We start from the raw sequence: 18900 nt of genomic DNA, 5'->3' as shown, positions 1-18900 counted from the left end.
TTACTTTAAATTTATTTTATAGACTAGTGCAGCTTCCGCTTCGGCAGGCATTTTTCTTGGAGAAGTAACCAAAAGGCCTTCTGCTGTTTTTTTCCATTTTATTTTTTGTTTGCTACCCAATACAGAAACCGATTTAACTTCCATATCCTTGGCTTTGTTAGCAAAAACTGTCAGCACCGTTTCTGTATTCTCACCCGGCCAACCCAATTGAATGGCGTAGACTGTTTTGTCCTTTTTGGTGTAGCGAATATCAGCTGAATTCAAGTCATATAAACCAGCTTTTATGGCTCCATAATCATTCCACTCGTCTTCTGGATTTCGTTGCAATTCGGTTGGTCCTTGACCATACGCAACAAACGGACGTGTTTTGTAAATAGACTCTCCGTATAGTTTTAACCAAGCTCCAATTCCCTCCATTGCCTTGGCTTGTTCTTCAGGAATAATACCTTCTGCCATTGGGGCAGCGGCTAAAATCATTACTCCGTTTTTACTCACCACTTCGGCCAAAATCCGAATGGCTTTTTTAGGGTCTAAAGCAGTACGTTTATCTTTATTATAGCCCCATGAGCTACCCAACTGAAAATCCGTTACCCAAACTTCTGGAGCAATATCTTTTACCGTAGCTCTTTCTAAATTCACCACAGCCAAATCCGTTGGAAAAAATGACCCTTTGGTATTTACTACCACCTCTTTATTTTGCTCTTTCGCTTTATTAAAATAGTTGGCCAAAAATTGTTTTCGATACTCTTCTTGAACATATCCTTGGGCAAAATCCATCCAAATATAATCAGGAGAATAAGTATCTATTACTTCATTCAATTTTCCTAGCCAGATATCACATTCTTCTTTATAGGTAGTATTTCCGTAAAGAATGCGGTATTCATCTTCCTGAGGAACTTCTGGGTTATCATAAGTTACGGCATGCATGCTTACAGGACGAAGAAAACTGTTCTCTTTTTTAGGATAAAAATGCATGTGAAATCCATGATGAAAAGTAGTCATAAATTTTAAGTTGCGCTTCTTTACTTCGTCACCAATTTGCTTTACCACGTCAATTTTAGGGCCTTTATCAAAGGAGTTCCAAGGATTGACTTCACTCTCCCAAAGGGAAAATCCGTCGTGATGCTCTGCAATGGTTCCTATGAATTTGGCACCCATGTTTTCGAACATATCCACCCAACGTTTAGCAGAGAATTTTTCGGCTTTCCATTGGGGTATAAAATCATGATAATCTACATCTCTTCCATAGGTTTTGGTATGGTAATCATAGACATCTTTACCCCAAGTCTTTGCCCGGTCATTCTCGTACATAAAACGGCCGTACCATTCATTTCCGTTGGCAGGAACATTGTATACGCCCCAATGAAAATAGACACCTAACTTGGCATCTGCAAACCATTCAGGAGAAGCTTTATGTTGTTTGAGGTTTTCCCATTCTGGCTCAAATTTTTCTTGAGCGTAGGATACACCTATAAGGCCCAATACCAAAAGAAGGGCAATCTTGTTTTTCATTTGAATAAAGTATGCTTGTTCTTATTTTACTTCTTGAATCCTGATATTTCTATAGATTATTTCAGAGCCTTCTGCTTGCAGTGCAATGTTTCCTTTTCCTAACGGAGTGCCATCTGCATTTAAAAAGTCCTTTAGCTCATTAACCAATTGTCCGTTTTCAAAGAATTTGGCACTTTTTGAACCTCTTACTTCTACGCGTACTTTGTTCCAACCATCAACTTCATGATTACTGTATTTATCACCTTCTAGATAGTCTTTTTCACCACTAGAATCTAATAATAAAGTAGAACCATCTTTTTGGAACCAATTAACTTTTGGGCCTTTAATAACCCATAAATCACCAGTGTCACCTTCTTGAATTTGACATTCAAGACATGTGGGCCAGACAACTTTTTCTCCTTTAATATGAAAGACGATACCAGCGTCCCTTTTTGCTTCTAAGCGAGGGGCAAATTTGCGCTCTCCCCACTTGTATTCTAGCTCAAAATTAAAGTGGCTGTATTCTTTATTAGTGGTAATCATTCCAAAGGGAGCTTCGTCTCCTTTCCAAGCATAGAGAACCTCTATTTTATTCTTTTTTATATTGAATAATTGTTGATTATCGGGCAGGTCATTTGGAGTAATTGAATAACTCTTGCCTAATCCATCTTTAGGAAAAGGATTTACCCAATTTGAAGATGGTTTTTCGGGTGCATTTTTTTGAGAAGAAAATAAAAAAAAGGCACAAAAGTAAAGCAGTAATGTTACAACGGGAGTGATTTTAGTTTTCATCTGTTCTCATGTTCTAATGAGGCCGTAAATTCTAAATTTATAGCCTTAACTAGGACAACAGACATTTTTTAAACTACCACATATGTTTTAAACGAGTTGATTTTGGCAAATAAACGAGGTTTAGTTGCCAAAATAGGGGGTAATAAAAAAAAAGGTGTTTTAATCGTAGATGCGAATGACCTCGCCATTGCCTTTTCCGTTCACACTGCGAACGTATCCATTAACTACTTTTTTCATGGGAATAGGATTGTGCCCAGGAAAATAATCTTTATACTTTTCGTAAGCATCTTCTACCATACCGGAAGAAACAGCGTTGACTCGAATTTCATTTTCTAATTCTAAAGCTACCGCCTGTACAAAACTATGAATGCCACCATTTACCATAGCTGCACTGGTAGTCATAACCACAGGGTCATCTGCCAAAATACCAGTAGTAAGGGTGATGGAACCTTTAGGGTTAAGAACATTTTGACCTAGACGAACAAGGTTTACTTGCCCCATTAATTTACTATTTAATCCAATATGAAAATCGTCTTCAGAAAGGTCGTTGAAATTGGCCCATTTGGCTTCGCCGGCTATGCAAATAATAGCATCTAATTGGCCGGTTTTCTCAAACATTTTAGAAATAGAGGAAATATCTTCTATATCTACCAAGAAGTCACCATTGGTTCTGCCGGCAATTAGTACCTCATTATCTTCAGAAAAATGAGCACTTACTTTTTTTCCGATGGTTCCGTGTCCTCCAATAATCAAGATTCTCATAGCTCTTTTGTTTTAGGTCAAACGTTTTCTATTATTCTGCTTTGGTCTTTTTTTTCGAGTCTTATAAATAGTAAGGGTAGCTATAATACTCCACAACAAGTTGGATACAAATGGGGGAATGGCACTGTAGTAATAACAGTTTGCCGCGATTAATAATCCACCAAGTAGGTTTAAGTACTTACTGTAGCCTAAATACTTTCTATTCTCCATCATTGTGATGGCGTAGGCCAAGATGATGAGCCCCGAGCCCGTCCATCCGAAAACATCAATTAATAACTTCATCTTAAATAGTAATATCGGTATATATCGATTTGTAGGTTAATAATTTTATAATAAATATTTTGCAAAATCAGTAATTATAGCCTCATTTCTTTTATAATAAGACCATTTTCCGTGTTTGGTCATAACCAATAACCCACACTTTTCCATATTGGTTAAGTAATTTGAAACGGTAGATTGCGATAGTTTAGACTTCTCGTGAATGTATGTAGCACAGACGCCATCATCAAAATGGTCTATGCTAATATGAGGAGGAAAATTCTTTTCAGGTTCTCTCAGCCATTCCATTATCTGCATTCGAGTCTGATTAGATAAACATTTACTAATTTCAACTGCTTCTTTTACATCCATAGATGCAAATATCGGTATTTATCGATATGTAGTTTAAGATTTAACATTTTTTTATTTAGGAAAATGCTGTACCGGACCGTTGCCTTTACCCAAAGTTTTGTCTTTACCCTGTGTAATGGATTTATTTAAATAGGAGCAGGCTTTCTTTACGGCCTCTTCTAAGGGAAGACCTAAACTTAATTGTGCGGCTATGGCAGAAGATAAAGTGCATCCTGTACCATGGGTATTCTTTGTTTGTACCCTTTTGTTGTAAATGGAAATGCTTTTTTGGGTGTCATATAAAAATAGGGTATCGGTCATTTGTTCGGAATCTTCCAAATGCCCTCCTTTTAATAAAACAGAAGTTTTAAATGTATTCCCTATTTCTTTTGCGGCCTCACCAAGCTTCTGAGCATCTATTTTTTTATCGATTAAAATCTCAGCTTCTGGAATATTAGGAGTAATAAGGTAAGCATCGCTTAAAAAAGATTTCAAATTCCCTAGTGCAGCTTTATTGAGAAGTCTATCTCCAGAGGTAGCCACCATGACAGGATCCAAAACTATTTTCTTAATAGGGTATTCCCTAAGGGTCTTCTGTACCAATTCTATAACATCTGCAGAGTGGAGCATTCCTATTTTAATAGCGCCAAAATCAATATCCTCAAGAACCGCAATTAATTGTTTGCGTATATGGGTAACAGGAATGGGGTGAATATCAAAAACGCCCTGCGTGTTTTGAGCGGTAGTAGCTGTAATGACAGATGCTGCAAAAGCGCCATTGGCACTAATACTTTTAATATCTGCCTGAATACCGGCACAACCACCAGAATCGCTTCCGGCTATGGTAAGTACACTAGGATAGCTTGTGGTCATAACTACAAATAATACAATTGTGGGAATATAAGAGAAGTAAATGTATAGAATTATTTTAAAAGGAGGTGGGCAGATATGGCTATTATCGCATTAAAAATTCTTACATTTTATTTAAAACTTAATTTATTGCCCAGCCTGACGTTCACACTTGCTCACAGACTTTTTCACTGTTAAATAATAACGCAAATTATGGACTTAAAGTTAGAATTATAAAGTAAGTTACTACAACGTTATAGTTGATTCTCATTTTTTTTTATAAATACACACTCTTGAAAGTATTGTTATTATTGGGGTTATCGATTAAGTGCACGATTCCTTCGTTATCTCATATACAAAAAAGTGGTTTTCACATACAATGATCACTTGGCAGACAACAAATAGTGGTTTTTTTTTTCTTCTAATGATATATTTGATAACATTAACTATTTATATGTAGTCTTTTACCTACTTTTAAGGTAAACCTATATTTTTAACACTAACCACCGCACTATGAATTTTTCCATTAAAACCAGTGTTCTTACCTTGATTGCTGTACTATTCTATGCTATCAATTCGAACGCACAAATCGATAGTAACCGATACACGGTTCTATTGACACCTCAAAATTTGGCTACCTGTGGAGGAGTCAACAATTCTCTTGAAGAAGTCCTTATTAGAGGTCAGAATGCTACTTGTCATGACTTCAGTATTACTTTTGACCTTCCGCCCGGTGTGGAATATGTCTCAGGGACGGCAAGTATAACTTCGCAAACAGATTCATTTGGTAATCCAATTGCTTCAGATCAATACTCAATAGGGGAGGGTGGTACGCCTTCTGACCCTATTTTTACTATTTTGCGTCCTAGTGATGCAAATTGGGATGTTGGTGATGAAGTAACTTTTACTTTTGAACGTAGTGCAAATTGTGATGCGGTGGCGCATTCTAACTCAGGTGGGTTATTCAAAGATGCACATACTATTAATTTTCAAGATGCCGGTGGAGCTAACTCAGATTCGGATACGGAAGTAACTATAGCTTCTTATCCGTTATTGGCCGCTTCTTTAAATATTTCTGCCATACCAACTGTAGATGCAAATGTTGGCGAATCGTACACTAGAGATATTACTCTAGCACAAGGTGGTAATGGTTGTACGGAAACATTTACCTATTATGTAGATTTAGGTGAAGATGTAGATGACCTGTATACCTTATCTTATAATGGTACGCTTTTAACGCCAGTTAACACAACAGGTCAGGTTTTGACTTATAATATAGATTTAAACGCAGCTCCTTTTGCAGGGACTGTTGGTGATGGAAATAATTGCTTTGATAATGGCGAAGTAATTATTCTTCAAGAAGCCTTTAGGGTAGATGACTGTTTAGATACCGCTATAGTACACAATACCTATTGGGGTTGTAGCCCTGGCGAAACGTGCCAAGCGGCAGAACCACAAACAGGTTCTTTAAATTTTGGTGCCAATGTACCGGATATAGCCATTTCAAAAGTAGGTTCTACTACACCAGATTTATGTGGTGCAGTTACCTATACGATTAGAATAGAAAATACGAATACTACTGTAGGCTCTATGGCCTTAGATTTAGGTGTTAATATTGGTAGTGGCGCAAATGCTTCTCCTGTGAGTACTGCTGCTACAAACCCGCTTTGGGATTTTGACTTCTATGATACCAGAGATGTTTCTAATTTTAGGTTTGCTTCCGGTATTTCTTTTACACCTCAAGATAGACCAAGTACAGTATATGCTACAAGAGGTTCTGGTAATACAGTTTCTATACCACCAAACTTTTTTGCTTCCGATCCTGATGGACCGGGAGGTTTTGATGATTTAGATAATGATGGTTGGTTTGATGATTTACCACCAGGGGAAGCTACAGAGTTTTCGTTCGATTTTACAGTAACACCTAAAGATAATTGTGGTGTGGCTAGATTTGATTACATGGCTTGGGAGCATACCTATATAGATACGTATTTTAAAGATCAATGTAAAAGTGATCGCATTCCTGAACGTATCGATATTGGATATTTCAATATTATTAGAGATTACCAAGATGTTACAGAAGTTGAAGCACCAACGGACATCGTAAATAATGAGGATTTTGTTGTGAGTATTGCCCCGGCATTCTATGCGGGTGGAGCAGGTTTACCTACTATAGACGGTACTGCTATGTTTTCTAATGATGCCTCTTCAGTATGGAGTATAACCCTTACAGTACCTACAGGTATGGCGTTACAAACACCATTACCAGCTGGTTTTACGCAAAGCGGGAACGAAGTAACGTATTCAACAACAGACATGTATGCAGGAAGATTTAAAGAATGGGTAGATTTTCCTATGACTTTTACATGTGGTCCAAATGGTAATCAAGCAATACCTTATAAAACGAACTATACGGCAACAAGTGCTGCTGGTGTTTGTTGGACACAAGATATTCATTGCGGTACAGTAAATATATATACGCATTGCCCAGGTGGTTGTGTTGGTCCTGCAATTGAAGGCTTTACTGCCAGAAGACTTACCGCTGGTTGGACAGATGATACCATGACCACTAAAGTTGTCTTAGATGATAATACAGATGGTATCAATAAATATTTAGCAGGTGATCAAATGAAGATTACCACTACAGCTTCTATAAATAGTATTTCATTAGATAACCTTTATTTCGATTTAACTTATGATACAGCTAGTTTAGCTGCTGGTGGTTCGGATATCATTACATTGATAGATACTAAAATTACTATTAATGATAATAGTGCTGGCACTTCTAGTTCTGGTGTAATTAATGCAGCACCGGTTTTAACTACCAATGGCTCTACAGAGCATATGTTAAGTTTTGATTTGAGCGATGAAAAAGATTTAATAAGCGCAGCATACTTATTTGAAGGAGACGCTACAAATAGAGATATTGTTGAAGTTGAATTGACTTTTGAGTTTAGTAAAGATTTTCAAGATATAGCTTACTTTGAACTTACCAATTTAAGAGGTGAATTCTTTGCTTTTACTGATTACCCGGCAAACACTGCACCTAATAGAGTAGGGTGCGACACTTGGGGAGATCGAGCCTATTATTCTAGACCTAGAATTTATGGAGGTAACCTAGCTCATGCTACTAATGGTTGTACGCCATCTAATGGAGTCATATATAATATGGTAAAAAATATGGCACCGGCTGATATGCATGCTGATGAATACAGACCTTTGACATTATGGACTTCTACTGTAATAGATATTCCTGAAGGGGCTAGATTTACAGGAAATGTTACATCAATACAATTTCAAGGTGCATATTCAACAACTACTGGCGAATTTATAGCGACAGAAAGTGGTGGTCAAATAACCATTACTCCTGGTCCTAATTTTAGAAATAGAGATCAAAGTGGTACAATAATACCACGATTATATGTAGAATTTATGGGAACTTGTGAGTCACCTGCGTCAACGCAATATGACTTTACCGTTAATTATGACGATTTTGCATATGCAACGCCTGTACCTTCAAGTTATAGCTATAAGAATACCTTTAGTTATACACAACCTACATTTATTGTACAATCACCACTACCTACTATTAATGGTGATGCCTATACGGTAGATTTTGATACGAATATAAGTAACACCAGTCCAGAAGCAGTAGATTTTAACTGGTTGCAAGTTACTGCTCCAGTTGGTATAAACATCACAAGCGCGTCTAGTGTATCTGGTGGCTTAGAAACTCCAGTTAATTTTTATCAATCTGGAGATAAAACGTGGATTGAAGCAGGTTCTGTTGCTTCAGGTGCCACAAAATCTATACGATTCAAAGCAGATTTTGATGAGTGTGAAAATTTGACCGTACTTGTTGAGCATGGTTGGGATTGTTCAGGTTACCCTGGCTATCCAGATGCAAGTATAGATACTTCAGATTTTCTAGGAGTGGGAGCTACCTGTTATCAGAATTCTACTTCTATAACATTAGAGCCAAAAGGTTCACAAGTACAGGTAGGCATTACGAATCAACCTAGTACGGCACAAGATTTATGTACTCCGTTTGATATAGGAGTTGATGTTATTAGTGCACAATTGGGAGATTTAATAAACCCTTCCTTACAGTTTGCCATTCCTGGTGGAGCTGGTGGTATTACTATAGTAAGTACAGATGTTACTTATCCTAAAGGGTCTGCTGATACTCAGCCAGTAACTGTAACCATAGAAAATGGTATAGCTAAAGTAAATTTATTGGAACATACGGCTATTCTTGCTTTAAAGGGTATTGCTGGTAATCCTGCTGTGAACTCTATAGATGAAAGAACCGCACATGTTGATCTTGAAATTCAATTGGAGTGCGATTTTATATCCAATTCTGAATTCACCTTTAAGGTTTACGGAGAAGAACCGTGTGGCGATATTGCCGCGGGTAATGGTTCTAGAATAGTTTCTAATTCTATAGAAGCGCAAGGTGCAGTATCGCCTTACAATGCTTTAAGCACAATTAACTTACCTGGTTTTGGTGCGCCAATTCAAGGGTGTGGTGTTACAGATAATATTAATGTAGTTACTACAATTACTGGCGGTACCACAGGAGGTTCTGATTTTGGTAAGGTAACTTTAAGATCGGGTATAGAATATGTACCTTCTTCTTTTGCTAGTGCAGACGGAGCAACGTTTAATAGTATAGCTACTGTGGGAGACCACGAAGAGCTTATATTAAACTATCCATCAGGTGTTACTGCAGGGTCTACTATAACTTTTGACTTTGATTTTATCACTACCAATGAAGGTATTTGTGATGATGAGGCAGAAGTTCAGATAGTAAACTATGTAACGGTTTCTGGGGTAACTTGTTCCGCTGCTAGCTGTTCAGATTTTCAAGTAGCTACAGGTTCTTCTTATGAGATAATGCCATTAGAAAAACCAATTTTGGTTGGAACGCCAAATGATAGTTTCTTTTCGGTAGATACTAGTAATAATTACGAATATCATTTATCGTTAGATATTGAAAATACAGCTCTTGTAGATGCAGATGCCGGTTATGCTTATAGTGTATACTGTGCAGATGTAAATGGAGATATTGATGGTGTTGCTATCTCAACAGGTACTATAGCTGATGCTATTCCTAATTCGTCTACAATTACAGATGAAATTATATTCACTACTGTTGGTGCTGCTTGTTCAGGCACTAATTTTATAGTAGAGTTTTTACCTTCTAGTACCAATTGTCAGTGCGAGGCTATCTTAATTCCCGTTGCTGTAGCTTCAGGAGCTCCGTTAGATTTAGATGATGACAATGATGGTATACCGGATGTTATTGAAGTTTATAATGGCGATGCAGATGGTGACGGAACTTTAGATTATGAAGATCCAGATTTCTGTGCTGCAACCTTTGATGGTGTTAACGGATGGGATTGTGCAACAATGGGCTTACCTGATCCAGATGATGATTTAGATGGCGATGGTACTCCAAATTATTATGATGCTGATTTCCCAACTTGTGGGGGATTAAATGCTAACGGTATCTGTATTAATTTTGATACAGATGGTGATGGTGTTCCAAATCAATTAGACCTAGATTCTGACAATGACGGTATTACTGATATTGTTGAGAGTGGTTCTGGTAATATAGATGCAGACGGTGATGGTGTTCTTGATAATATTACAGATATAGATAATGACGGACTTGCAGATGTAGTAGATAATGATACTACAGATGGTCCAGAAGGTAGTGCACCTTGTACACCACAGAATGGTTGTGTACAAATTAATTCAACTTCAAATGTTTTTGATACAGATGGTGATGGTACTACTGATGATAGTGGAGATTTTGATGGCGACGGAATAATTAATGCTTACGATTTAGATAGTGACAATGACGGTATTTTAGATACGGTTGAAGCACAAACTACAAGTGGCTTTATTGCTCCTGGTGCTATTGATCCATTAACAGGTATACCTGCAGTTGGTGCAGATACAGATGGTATTGATCCAATTGATACTGATGGTGATGGTAATCCAGATTACTTAGATTTAGATGCAGATAATGATGGTATCACAGATACTTTAGAAGCTGGCGGCGAAGATGCTGATGGCGATGGTGCTGTAGATAGTTTTGTTGATGCAGATGGTAACGGTGTTGCCGACAGTGTTGATGCTACGCCTTTACCAGATGAAGATTCTGATAATGACGGAATTCTAGATAGATTAGATTTAGATTCTGATAATGATGGAATTACAGATACTACTGAAGCTGGTGGTATGGATGGTGACGGTGATGGTATTATTGACACTTTCATGACTGATACCGATAATGACGGACTTGCAGATAGCGTTGACCCAGTTGGTCCTGCTACTCCTGGTACGCCAATTCCAAATCCGGATACGGATAATGATGGCTTGGATGATAGAATAGATTTAGATTCTGAAAACGATGGTATTCCAGATGTTATAGAAGCTGGTGGTACTGATCCAGATAACGATGGTAGAATTGGTTCTGGTTTAATTACAGATACAGATGGTGACGGACTTTCAGATATTGTAGATCCAGATGACAATACAGATCCTGCCTTAGGAGATGGTCCAGGTACACCTTTACCAATAGATAATTTTGATGGAGATAGTGTTCCAAATCACTTAGACATAGATTCAGATAATGATGGTATTACAGATACTACAGAAGCTGGTGGTCTTGATGTTAATGGAGATGGTATAGTAGATGGTTTTGATGATACTGCTACAACAGATGGTTGGGATGATGCTACAGCTGCTTCTCCGCTTCCAATTCCTAACTCAGATACCACAGGTGGTCCAGATTACTTAGATATAGATGCAGATGATGATGGTATTCCAGATAATGTAGAAGCACAAACTACAGCGGGTTATATTGCCCCTGCAGATGCTGAAGCTGCTAACGGATTAGATACAAGTTATCCTGTTGGATTAACTCCAGAAGATACAGATGGTGATTTAATTCCAGATTACTTGGATGCAGATTCTGATGCCGATGGTGTTAGTGATGTTGAGGAAGCTGGTCAAGGAACAATCACAGATCCTTTAGCTGATGCTGATGCTGATGGCTTGAACGATGCTTTTGATGATACAACTTCTGGTTATGATGTAAACAATGACCTAGATACAGGTGCAATTGCTACAGATAATGTAGATGATTTAGACACTGCAGAGGTTGATTTTAGATCCATATTAGATTCTGATAATGATGGTATCATGGATACGGTTGATATTGATGATGATAATGACGGAATCTTAGATGTTGATGAAACAGGAGATACAGATGGTGATGGTATTCCAGACAGTATTGATTTGGATTCAGATAATGATGGTATTCCAGATTCTATAGAAGCTGGTGGTACGGATACAGATGGTGATGGTCATATAGACTACCCAATTGCGGGTGACCCAACTTCTATGACGGATACTAATAATGATGGTCTTGCAGATGAAATTGCAACGACTCCTTTACCAGATGAAGATTCAGATGGTGATGGTATCGAAGATAGAATAGATTTAGATTCAGATAATGATGGTATTCCAGATGTAACAGAAGCTGGTGGTCCAGATGCAGACAACGATGGTGTTATAGATACTTTCGCTACAGATACAGACCGTGATGGTTTGGCAGATAGTGTAGATCCTGCAGATGCTACAACTCCTGGTACGCCTTTAGAGAATCCTGATACTGATGGTGACGGATTTGATGATAGAATAGATACAGATTCTGATAATGATGGTATTCCAGATGTAACTGAAGCTGGTGGTTCAGACCCAGATAACGATGGTGTTATTGGTACAGGACTTATTATAGATGCAGATGGTGACGGACTTTCAGATATCGTAGATACAGATGATAATACAACACCAACAGCTACAGATGGTCCAGGTACAGCTTTACCAATAGATAATTTTGATGGTGATGCTAATCCTAACCACTTAGATATAGATGCTGATAATGATGGTATTCTAGATGTAGTTGAAAATGGTACAGGTGCTTTAGATACAAACAATGATGGAGCTATTGACAGTGATGATGATGTCTTTGTAGATGCAAATGACAATGGTCAAGCAGATGCTACAGAAGGTACGGCGCCAATAAATACAGATACAACAGGTGGTGCAAACTACATAGATATTGATGCAGATGATGATGGTATTCCAGATAATGTAGAAGCACAAACAACGGCAGCTTATGTTGCTCCAGATGATGCTTTTGACGCTGAAGGTTTAGATACTCAATATGTAGGTGGTATAACACCGGAAGATACAGACGGTGATTTAATTCCAGATTACTTGGATCCAGATTCTGATGATGATGGTACGCCAGATGTAGTGGAAGCAGGGCAAGGTGCAATCACAGATCCTTTAGCTGATGCAGATGCAGATGGTTTAAATGATGCGTTTGAAGATACACCGGGTACTGATGTAAACAATGATTTGGATACAGGTGCAATCACTACAGATAACGAAGATGATGTTGATACTGCTGAGGTTGATTTCAGATCTATTTTAGATCGTGACCAAGATGGTATTATGGATATTGTTGATTTGGATGATGACAATGATGGTATTTCTGATTTAGATGAGTCCAACGGAGTTGATCCAAGTGCCGATGATGATGGCGATGGTATCGTAAACTATTTAGATGATGCACCTACTGATCCACTTGTTGGTGATGTAAACGGAACGGTTGAGCCAGCTTTTGATTTTGATGGTGACGGTGTTCCTAACCATTTTGATATAGATGCGGATAATGACGGAATCTTTGATGTATACGAAGCCGGAAACGATGCTTTGGATATTAATAACGATGGTGTTATTGATAGTGTTGATGCTGGTTTTCTAGATGCTAATAACGATGGTCAAGCAGATAGTTCAGAAGGTACAATACCTTTAACTACAGATACTACCGGTAATGCAGATTTCTTAGATATAGATGCAGATGATGACGGTATTCCAGATAATGTAGAAGCACAACCTACAGCAGCTTATATTGTTCCTGCGGATGCTTTCAATAGAGATGGAGTAGACACAAATTACCCTAACGGTTTACGACCAGAAGATACAGATGGTGATTTAACTCCAGATTATATAGATTCAGATTCTGACGGTGACGGTACTACAGATGTAGTGGAAGCTGGTCAAGGTGCAATTACAAATCCTTTAGCAGATGCTGACGGAGATGGGTTGAATGATGCTTTTGATGATACTCCTGGTAATGATGTGAACAATGATTTGGACACAGGTGCCATCACTACGGATAACGAAGATGATGTTGATACTGCTGAGGTTGATTTTAGATCTATACTAGATCGTGACCAAGATGGTATTATGGATATCGTTGACCTTGATGATGATAACGACGGAATTCCAGATTTGGAAGAGTGTAGCGGTATGGGAAGTGTATCATTAATTCCTGATGGAGACTTTGGAGTAGCAGATATTGCTAACGACACTTATTTTAACGGTGCTGGAGACGGTGCTGGTAACCCAGATAATTATAACACGTATACCAAATCAATGCCAGCTAGTATTACTACTACATATGGTAATGATGCGCCTAGACCATCAGATGGTAACTATGCATTGGTTACGAACTCAATGGGTCTTTCATATGTAGCAGGTGAGCCTATTCCTAACTTCTGGTTAGATATAGAAGACTACACAACTGATGCTCCTGGAGAGATAGGGTACTTTGCTCTTTTCAACGCAGATGGTACAGCAGGTCGTTTCTACGAACAAACCATAACAGGTTTAACGGTAGGAGAAACCTATGAGTTTAAAACGGCAATTATCAACTTATTCAATCCTGGATATGCAGATAACGGTACGGAACAATTCTTAGGCAACACGCCTATTGCACCAAATGTTTCAATGATAGTACTAAATAGTGGAGGTATTGTTGCGGATCAGTTTGATTCGGGAGATATTCCTAACGATGGTGAATGGAAAGAAGTTTCTTTAGTCTTCGTGGCTACGGATACAAATATGACTTTCGCTATTGATAATAACACAGGCGGAGGTATCGGAAACGATTTTGGAATTGATGGTATTACATTAACGCAATCATGTGATTTTGATGGTGACGGTATACCAAATCCATTCGATCTAGATTCTGATAATGATGGTATTCTTGATATTGTTGAAGCTGGTGGAACCGATACGGATAATGACGGTCGTGTTGATGGCTTTACAGATGCTAATGATGATGGTATTGATGATGATACAGCAGCAAATCCATTACCGTTACCAAATACAGACACTGCAGGTAATCCAAACTTCTTGGATATTGATGCAGATGATGATGGTATTCCAGATAATGTAGAAGCACAACCTACAACAGGTTATATAGTTCCTGCGGATGCTTTCAACAGAGACGGTGTAGATACCAACTATCCAACAGGCTTAGTTCCTGAAGATACAGATGGTGATTTAACGCCAGATTATTTAGACTTGGATTCTGAGGATGATGGTATATCGGATATGTTAGAAGCTGGTCAAGGTACGTTAACAGATCCTTTAGCAGATGCTGATGGAGACGGACTTAACGATGCTTATGATGATACGCCAGGTAATGACGTAAACAATGATTTAGATGCTGGTGCAATAGATACCGATAATGTAGATGATACTGATTTGGTTGAGGTAGATTTCAGATCTGTATTAGATCATGACCAAGATGGTATTCCAGATACGGTTGATCTTGATGACGATAACGATGGTATCTCAGATTTAGATGAGTCCAACGGGATCGACCCAAGTGCAGATGATGATAACGATGGTGTTCCAAACCATTCTGATGATGATCCTAATGATCCATTAGTAGGTGATGTTAACGGAACAACGGAACCAGCGTTTGATTTTGACGGTGATGGTATTCCAAACCACTTTGATATTGATGCTGATAATGATGGTATCGTAGATGTAGTGGAAGCTGGTAACGGTGACCTTGATACGAACAATGACGGTGTTATTGATAGTAACGACACTGGTTTTGCCGATACAACCAGTAACGGTCAAGCAGATAGTTCAGAAGGAACAGTACCACCAAATACAGATGGTTCAGGTGAAGCTAACTTCTTGGATATTGATGCAGATGATGATGGTATTCCAGATAATGTAGAAGCACAACCAACAGCAGCTTATATAGTTCCTGCAGATGTGTTTGACTTAACAGGATTAGATACCAATTATCCAGGCGGATTAGAGCCAGAAGATACAGATAACGATGGTACTCCAGATTATATAGATGATGATTCTGATGCAGATGGTATATCTGATATGTTAGAAGCTGGTCAAGGTACTTTAACAGATGCTTTAGCCGATGCGGATAATGACGGATTGAACGATGCTTTTGATGATACACCAGGTATAGATGTAAACAATGATTTGGATACAGGAGCAATTGCTACTGACAACGAAGATGATGCAGATGTGGCTGAGGTAGATTTCAGGTCAATGTTAGATTTTGACCAAGATGGTATTCCAGATACAATAGATCTTGATGACGATAACGATGGTATCTCAGATTTAGATGAGGCTAACGGGATCGACCCAAGTGCAGATGATGATAACGATGGGGTTCCAAACCATTCTGATGATGATCCTAACGATCCATTAGTAGGTGATGTAAACGGAACAACAGAACCAGCGTTTGATTTTGACGGTGATGGTATTCCAAACCACTTTGATATTGATGCTGATAATGATGGTATCGTAGATGTAGTGGAAGCAGGTAACGGAGATCTTGATACAAACAATGACGGTGTTATTGATAGTAATGATGACGGATTTGCAGATACAACCGGAAACGGTCAAGCAGATAGTTCAGAAGGAACAGTACCACCAAATACAGATGGTTCAGGTGAAGCTAACTTCTTGGATATAGATGCAGATGATGATGGTATTCCAGATAATGTGGAAGCACAACCTACTGATGCTTATATAGTACCAGCAGATGCTTTTGATGCAACCGGATTGGATACTAATTATCCAGGTGGTATAGAGCCAGCAGATACAGATATGGATGGTATTCCTGATTATATCGATTCTGACTCAGATGCTGATGGAGTAGAAGATGCTTTAGAAGCAGGTCAAGGTACAATGACTGATCCATTGGCAGATGCTGACGGAGATGGTCTTAACGATGCCTATGATGATACTCCTGGTAACGATGTAAACAATGATTTGGATACAGGTGCCATTGCAACGGATAACGAAGATGATGCTGATATAACTCAGGTAGATTTTAGAGATATCCTAGATTTCGATAAAGATGGTATTCCTGATACAATAGATCTTGATGACGATAATGATGGTATAGCTGATTTAGTGGAGACCAACGGAATCGACCCAAGTGCAGATGATGATAATGATGGTGTTCCTAACCATTCTGATGATGATCCTAACGATCCATTAGTAGGTGATGTAAACGGAACAACAGAACCAGCGTTTGATTTTGACGGTGACGGAATTCCTAATCACTTTGATATTGATGCAGATAATGATGGTATTACAGATGTAGTGGAAGCCGGTAACGGTGCACTTGATACAAATGGTGATGGTGTTATTGACGCTGATGATACTGGTTTTGCAGATGCAAATACTGATGGTCAAGCAGATAGTTCAGAAGGAACAGTACCACCAAATACAGATGGAACTGGTGGAGCTAACTACTTAGATATTGATGCTGATGATGATGGTATTCCAGATAACGTAGAAGCGCAGCCTACCTTAGCGTATGTTGTTCCAGCAGATGCTTTTGATGAAGTAGGCTTGGATACAAACTACCCAGGTGGATTGATTCCAGAAGATACGGACGGTGACGGAACTCCAGATTACTTAGACCTTGATTCTGAAGATGACGGTGTTCTAGATATTGATGAAGCTGGTCAAGGTACCTTTACAGGTGTCGATTCTGATAATGACGGATTAGATGACGGCTTTGACGATACACCAGGTCTAGATGTAAACAATGATTTAGATACAGGTGCCGATGGTACGGATAATGATGACGATGATACTACACCAGAAGTAAACTTTAGAGAAATAGGTGATAGTGATGGAGACGGTGTATTAGATACGCAAGAAGAAGCAGACGGGACAGATAAGAATGACCCATGTGATTACGTAATAGAGAATGTTACTTTGGCTTTCTCTGGTGATTACTTAGTTGCTGATTGTGATGGTGATGGTGTAATTAATGGTCAAGAGATTGATGATGATACCAACCCAGAAGATCCTTGTGATTACATTGAGCGTAGCATAACCTTAGAACAAGGTGGTGATTATTTAATCTCTGATTGTGATGAAGATGGTTTAACCACTTCTCAAGAAGAGGCTATAGGTACTGATCCAGATGTTGCAGATACGGATGGCGATACCATTCTAGACGGACAGGAAATAGAAGACGGAACAGATCCTCTTAATCCTTGTGATTCATTGAACGGTGTACCAACGTTAGAAGCTGGTTGTGATCCAGAATTGGTAGAGACAGGTATTTCTGTTATCAACGAAGTCATTACTCCAGATGGAGACGGTACAAATGATGAGTTCTTAATAGATAATATTGAGTCTTACCCTAATAACACGGTTCAGATTTATAACCGATGGGGTATCATAGTTTATGAAATGAACGGTTACGATAATGTTACGAACACCTTTAGAGGAGTTTCTAACGGAAGAGTAACAATTCAAACAGATTCGAAACTACCGGTTGGTGTATACTTCTATGTGATCAAATATGAGAACAAAGGAGATAACCTAAACAAGGCAGGCTACTTATACATCAACAGATAAAAAAACGTTTCCCAAAAAACCAAATAACCATGAAAAAAGTAATCATAACAGTCGTATCGATGTTTGCGGGGCTCGTCTCTGTCTTCGGCCAGCAAGACGCGCAGTATACGCAGTACATGTACAACACGATCTCTGTGAACCCAGCTTATGCGGGTTCGCGCGGGGTATTCAGTATCGCTGCGCTGCACCGTTCTCAGTGGGTGGGCCTTGACGGCGCGCCCACGACGCAGACGCTCAATTTCCATACGCCGGTCTCCAAGCGTGTAGGCCTGGGGCTGTCGGTGGTCAACGATGAGATCGGTAACGGGACGAACCAGGACACCTACGTGGACGCGGCCTTTTCCTATACGGTAAAGACGTCTGACGAAGGTAAGCTGTCCTTCGGTCTAAAGGCCGGTGGCCATCTTTTGAACGTTGATTTCTCTAAGCTGAGGAACTACGGTGCGGAGAGCAACCTTCCCAATATCGATAACAAGTTCTCGCCCAATATCGGGGCGGGGGTGTACTACCACACGGACCATTTCTATGCGGGCCTATCGGTGCCGAACTTTTTACAGACGGAACATTTTGACGGTTCCAATACGAACAGCAGTTCCT

At 39.0% G+C, this 18900-nt stretch carries 8 protein-coding genes; 2 read left to right on the top strand and 6 right to left on the bottom strand.

The window, feature by feature from the left end:
* The 6 genes from HW347_RS08815 to thiD form a co-directional block, all read right to left on the bottom strand.
* Window positions 1-1512: an alpha-L-fucosidase gene (locus tag HW347_RS08815; RefSeq protein ID WP_214611538.1), complete on the bottom strand. Its 1512-nt coding sequence runs from the start codon at window positions 1510-1512 to the stop codon at window positions 1-3.
* A 21-nt stretch (window positions 1513-1533) separates the two neighbouring features.
* Window positions 1534-2283 carry a 3-keto-disaccharide hydrolase gene (locus HW347_RS08810; RefSeq protein ID WP_214611537.1) on the bottom strand — a complete coding sequence of 250 codons (750 nt, stop codon included), beginning with the start codon at window positions 2281-2283 and terminating at the stop codon, window positions 1534-1536.
* 159 nt (window positions 2284-2442) lie between these two features.
* Window positions 2443-3045 (bottom strand): short chain dehydrogenase, encoded by a 603-nt coding sequence (locus HW347_RS08805; protein WP_214611536.1) that lies wholly within the window; start codon window positions 3043-3045, stop codon window positions 2443-2445.
* A 12-nt stretch (window positions 3046-3057) separates the two neighbouring features.
* A complete protein-coding gene (locus HW347_RS08800) occupies window positions 3058-3327 on the bottom strand; it encodes a hypothetical protein (RefSeq protein WP_155596965.1) in 270 nt (89 codons plus the stop codon).
* 45 nt (window positions 3328-3372) lie between these two features.
* Window positions 3373-3675, bottom strand: coding sequence for an ArsR/SmtB family transcription factor (locus tag HW347_RS08795; RefSeq protein WP_214611535.1), 303 nt, complete (start codon window positions 3673-3675; stop codon window positions 3373-3375).
* 51 nt (window positions 3676-3726) lie between these two features.
* Entirely contained in the window at window positions 3727-4527 is an 801-nt protein-coding gene (thiD, locus tag HW347_RS08790) for a bifunctional hydroxymethylpyrimidine kinase/phosphomethylpyrimidine kinase (RefSeq protein ID WP_214611534.1), read from the bottom strand.
* Between the two features lie 489 nt (window positions 4528-5016).
* Here thiD and HW347_RS08785 point away from each other — a divergent pair, with 489 nt between their 5' ends.
* Both HW347_RS08785 and HW347_RS08780 read left to right on the top strand, forming a co-directional pair.
* Window positions 5017-18303 (top strand): T9SS type B sorting domain-containing protein, encoded by a 13287-nt coding sequence (locus tag HW347_RS08785; RefSeq protein WP_214611533.1) that lies wholly within the window; start codon window positions 5017-5019, stop codon window positions 18301-18303.
* A 29-nt stretch (window positions 18304-18332) separates the two neighbouring features.
* The coding region (locus HW347_RS08780) for a PorP/SprF family type IX secretion system membrane protein (protein WP_214611532.1) at window positions 18333-18900 on the top strand (568 nt) is incomplete at its 3' end.

Origin of the sequence: Zobellia barbeyronii (genome assembly GCF_018603515.1) — a bacterium.
Taxonomy (GTDB): domain Bacteria; phylum Bacteroidota; class Bacteroidia; order Flavobacteriales; family Flavobacteriaceae; genus Zobellia; species Zobellia barbeyronii.
The sequence above is the reverse complement of the archived record's forward strand: the minus strand, read 5'-3'. Positions and strand labels throughout refer to the sequence as shown.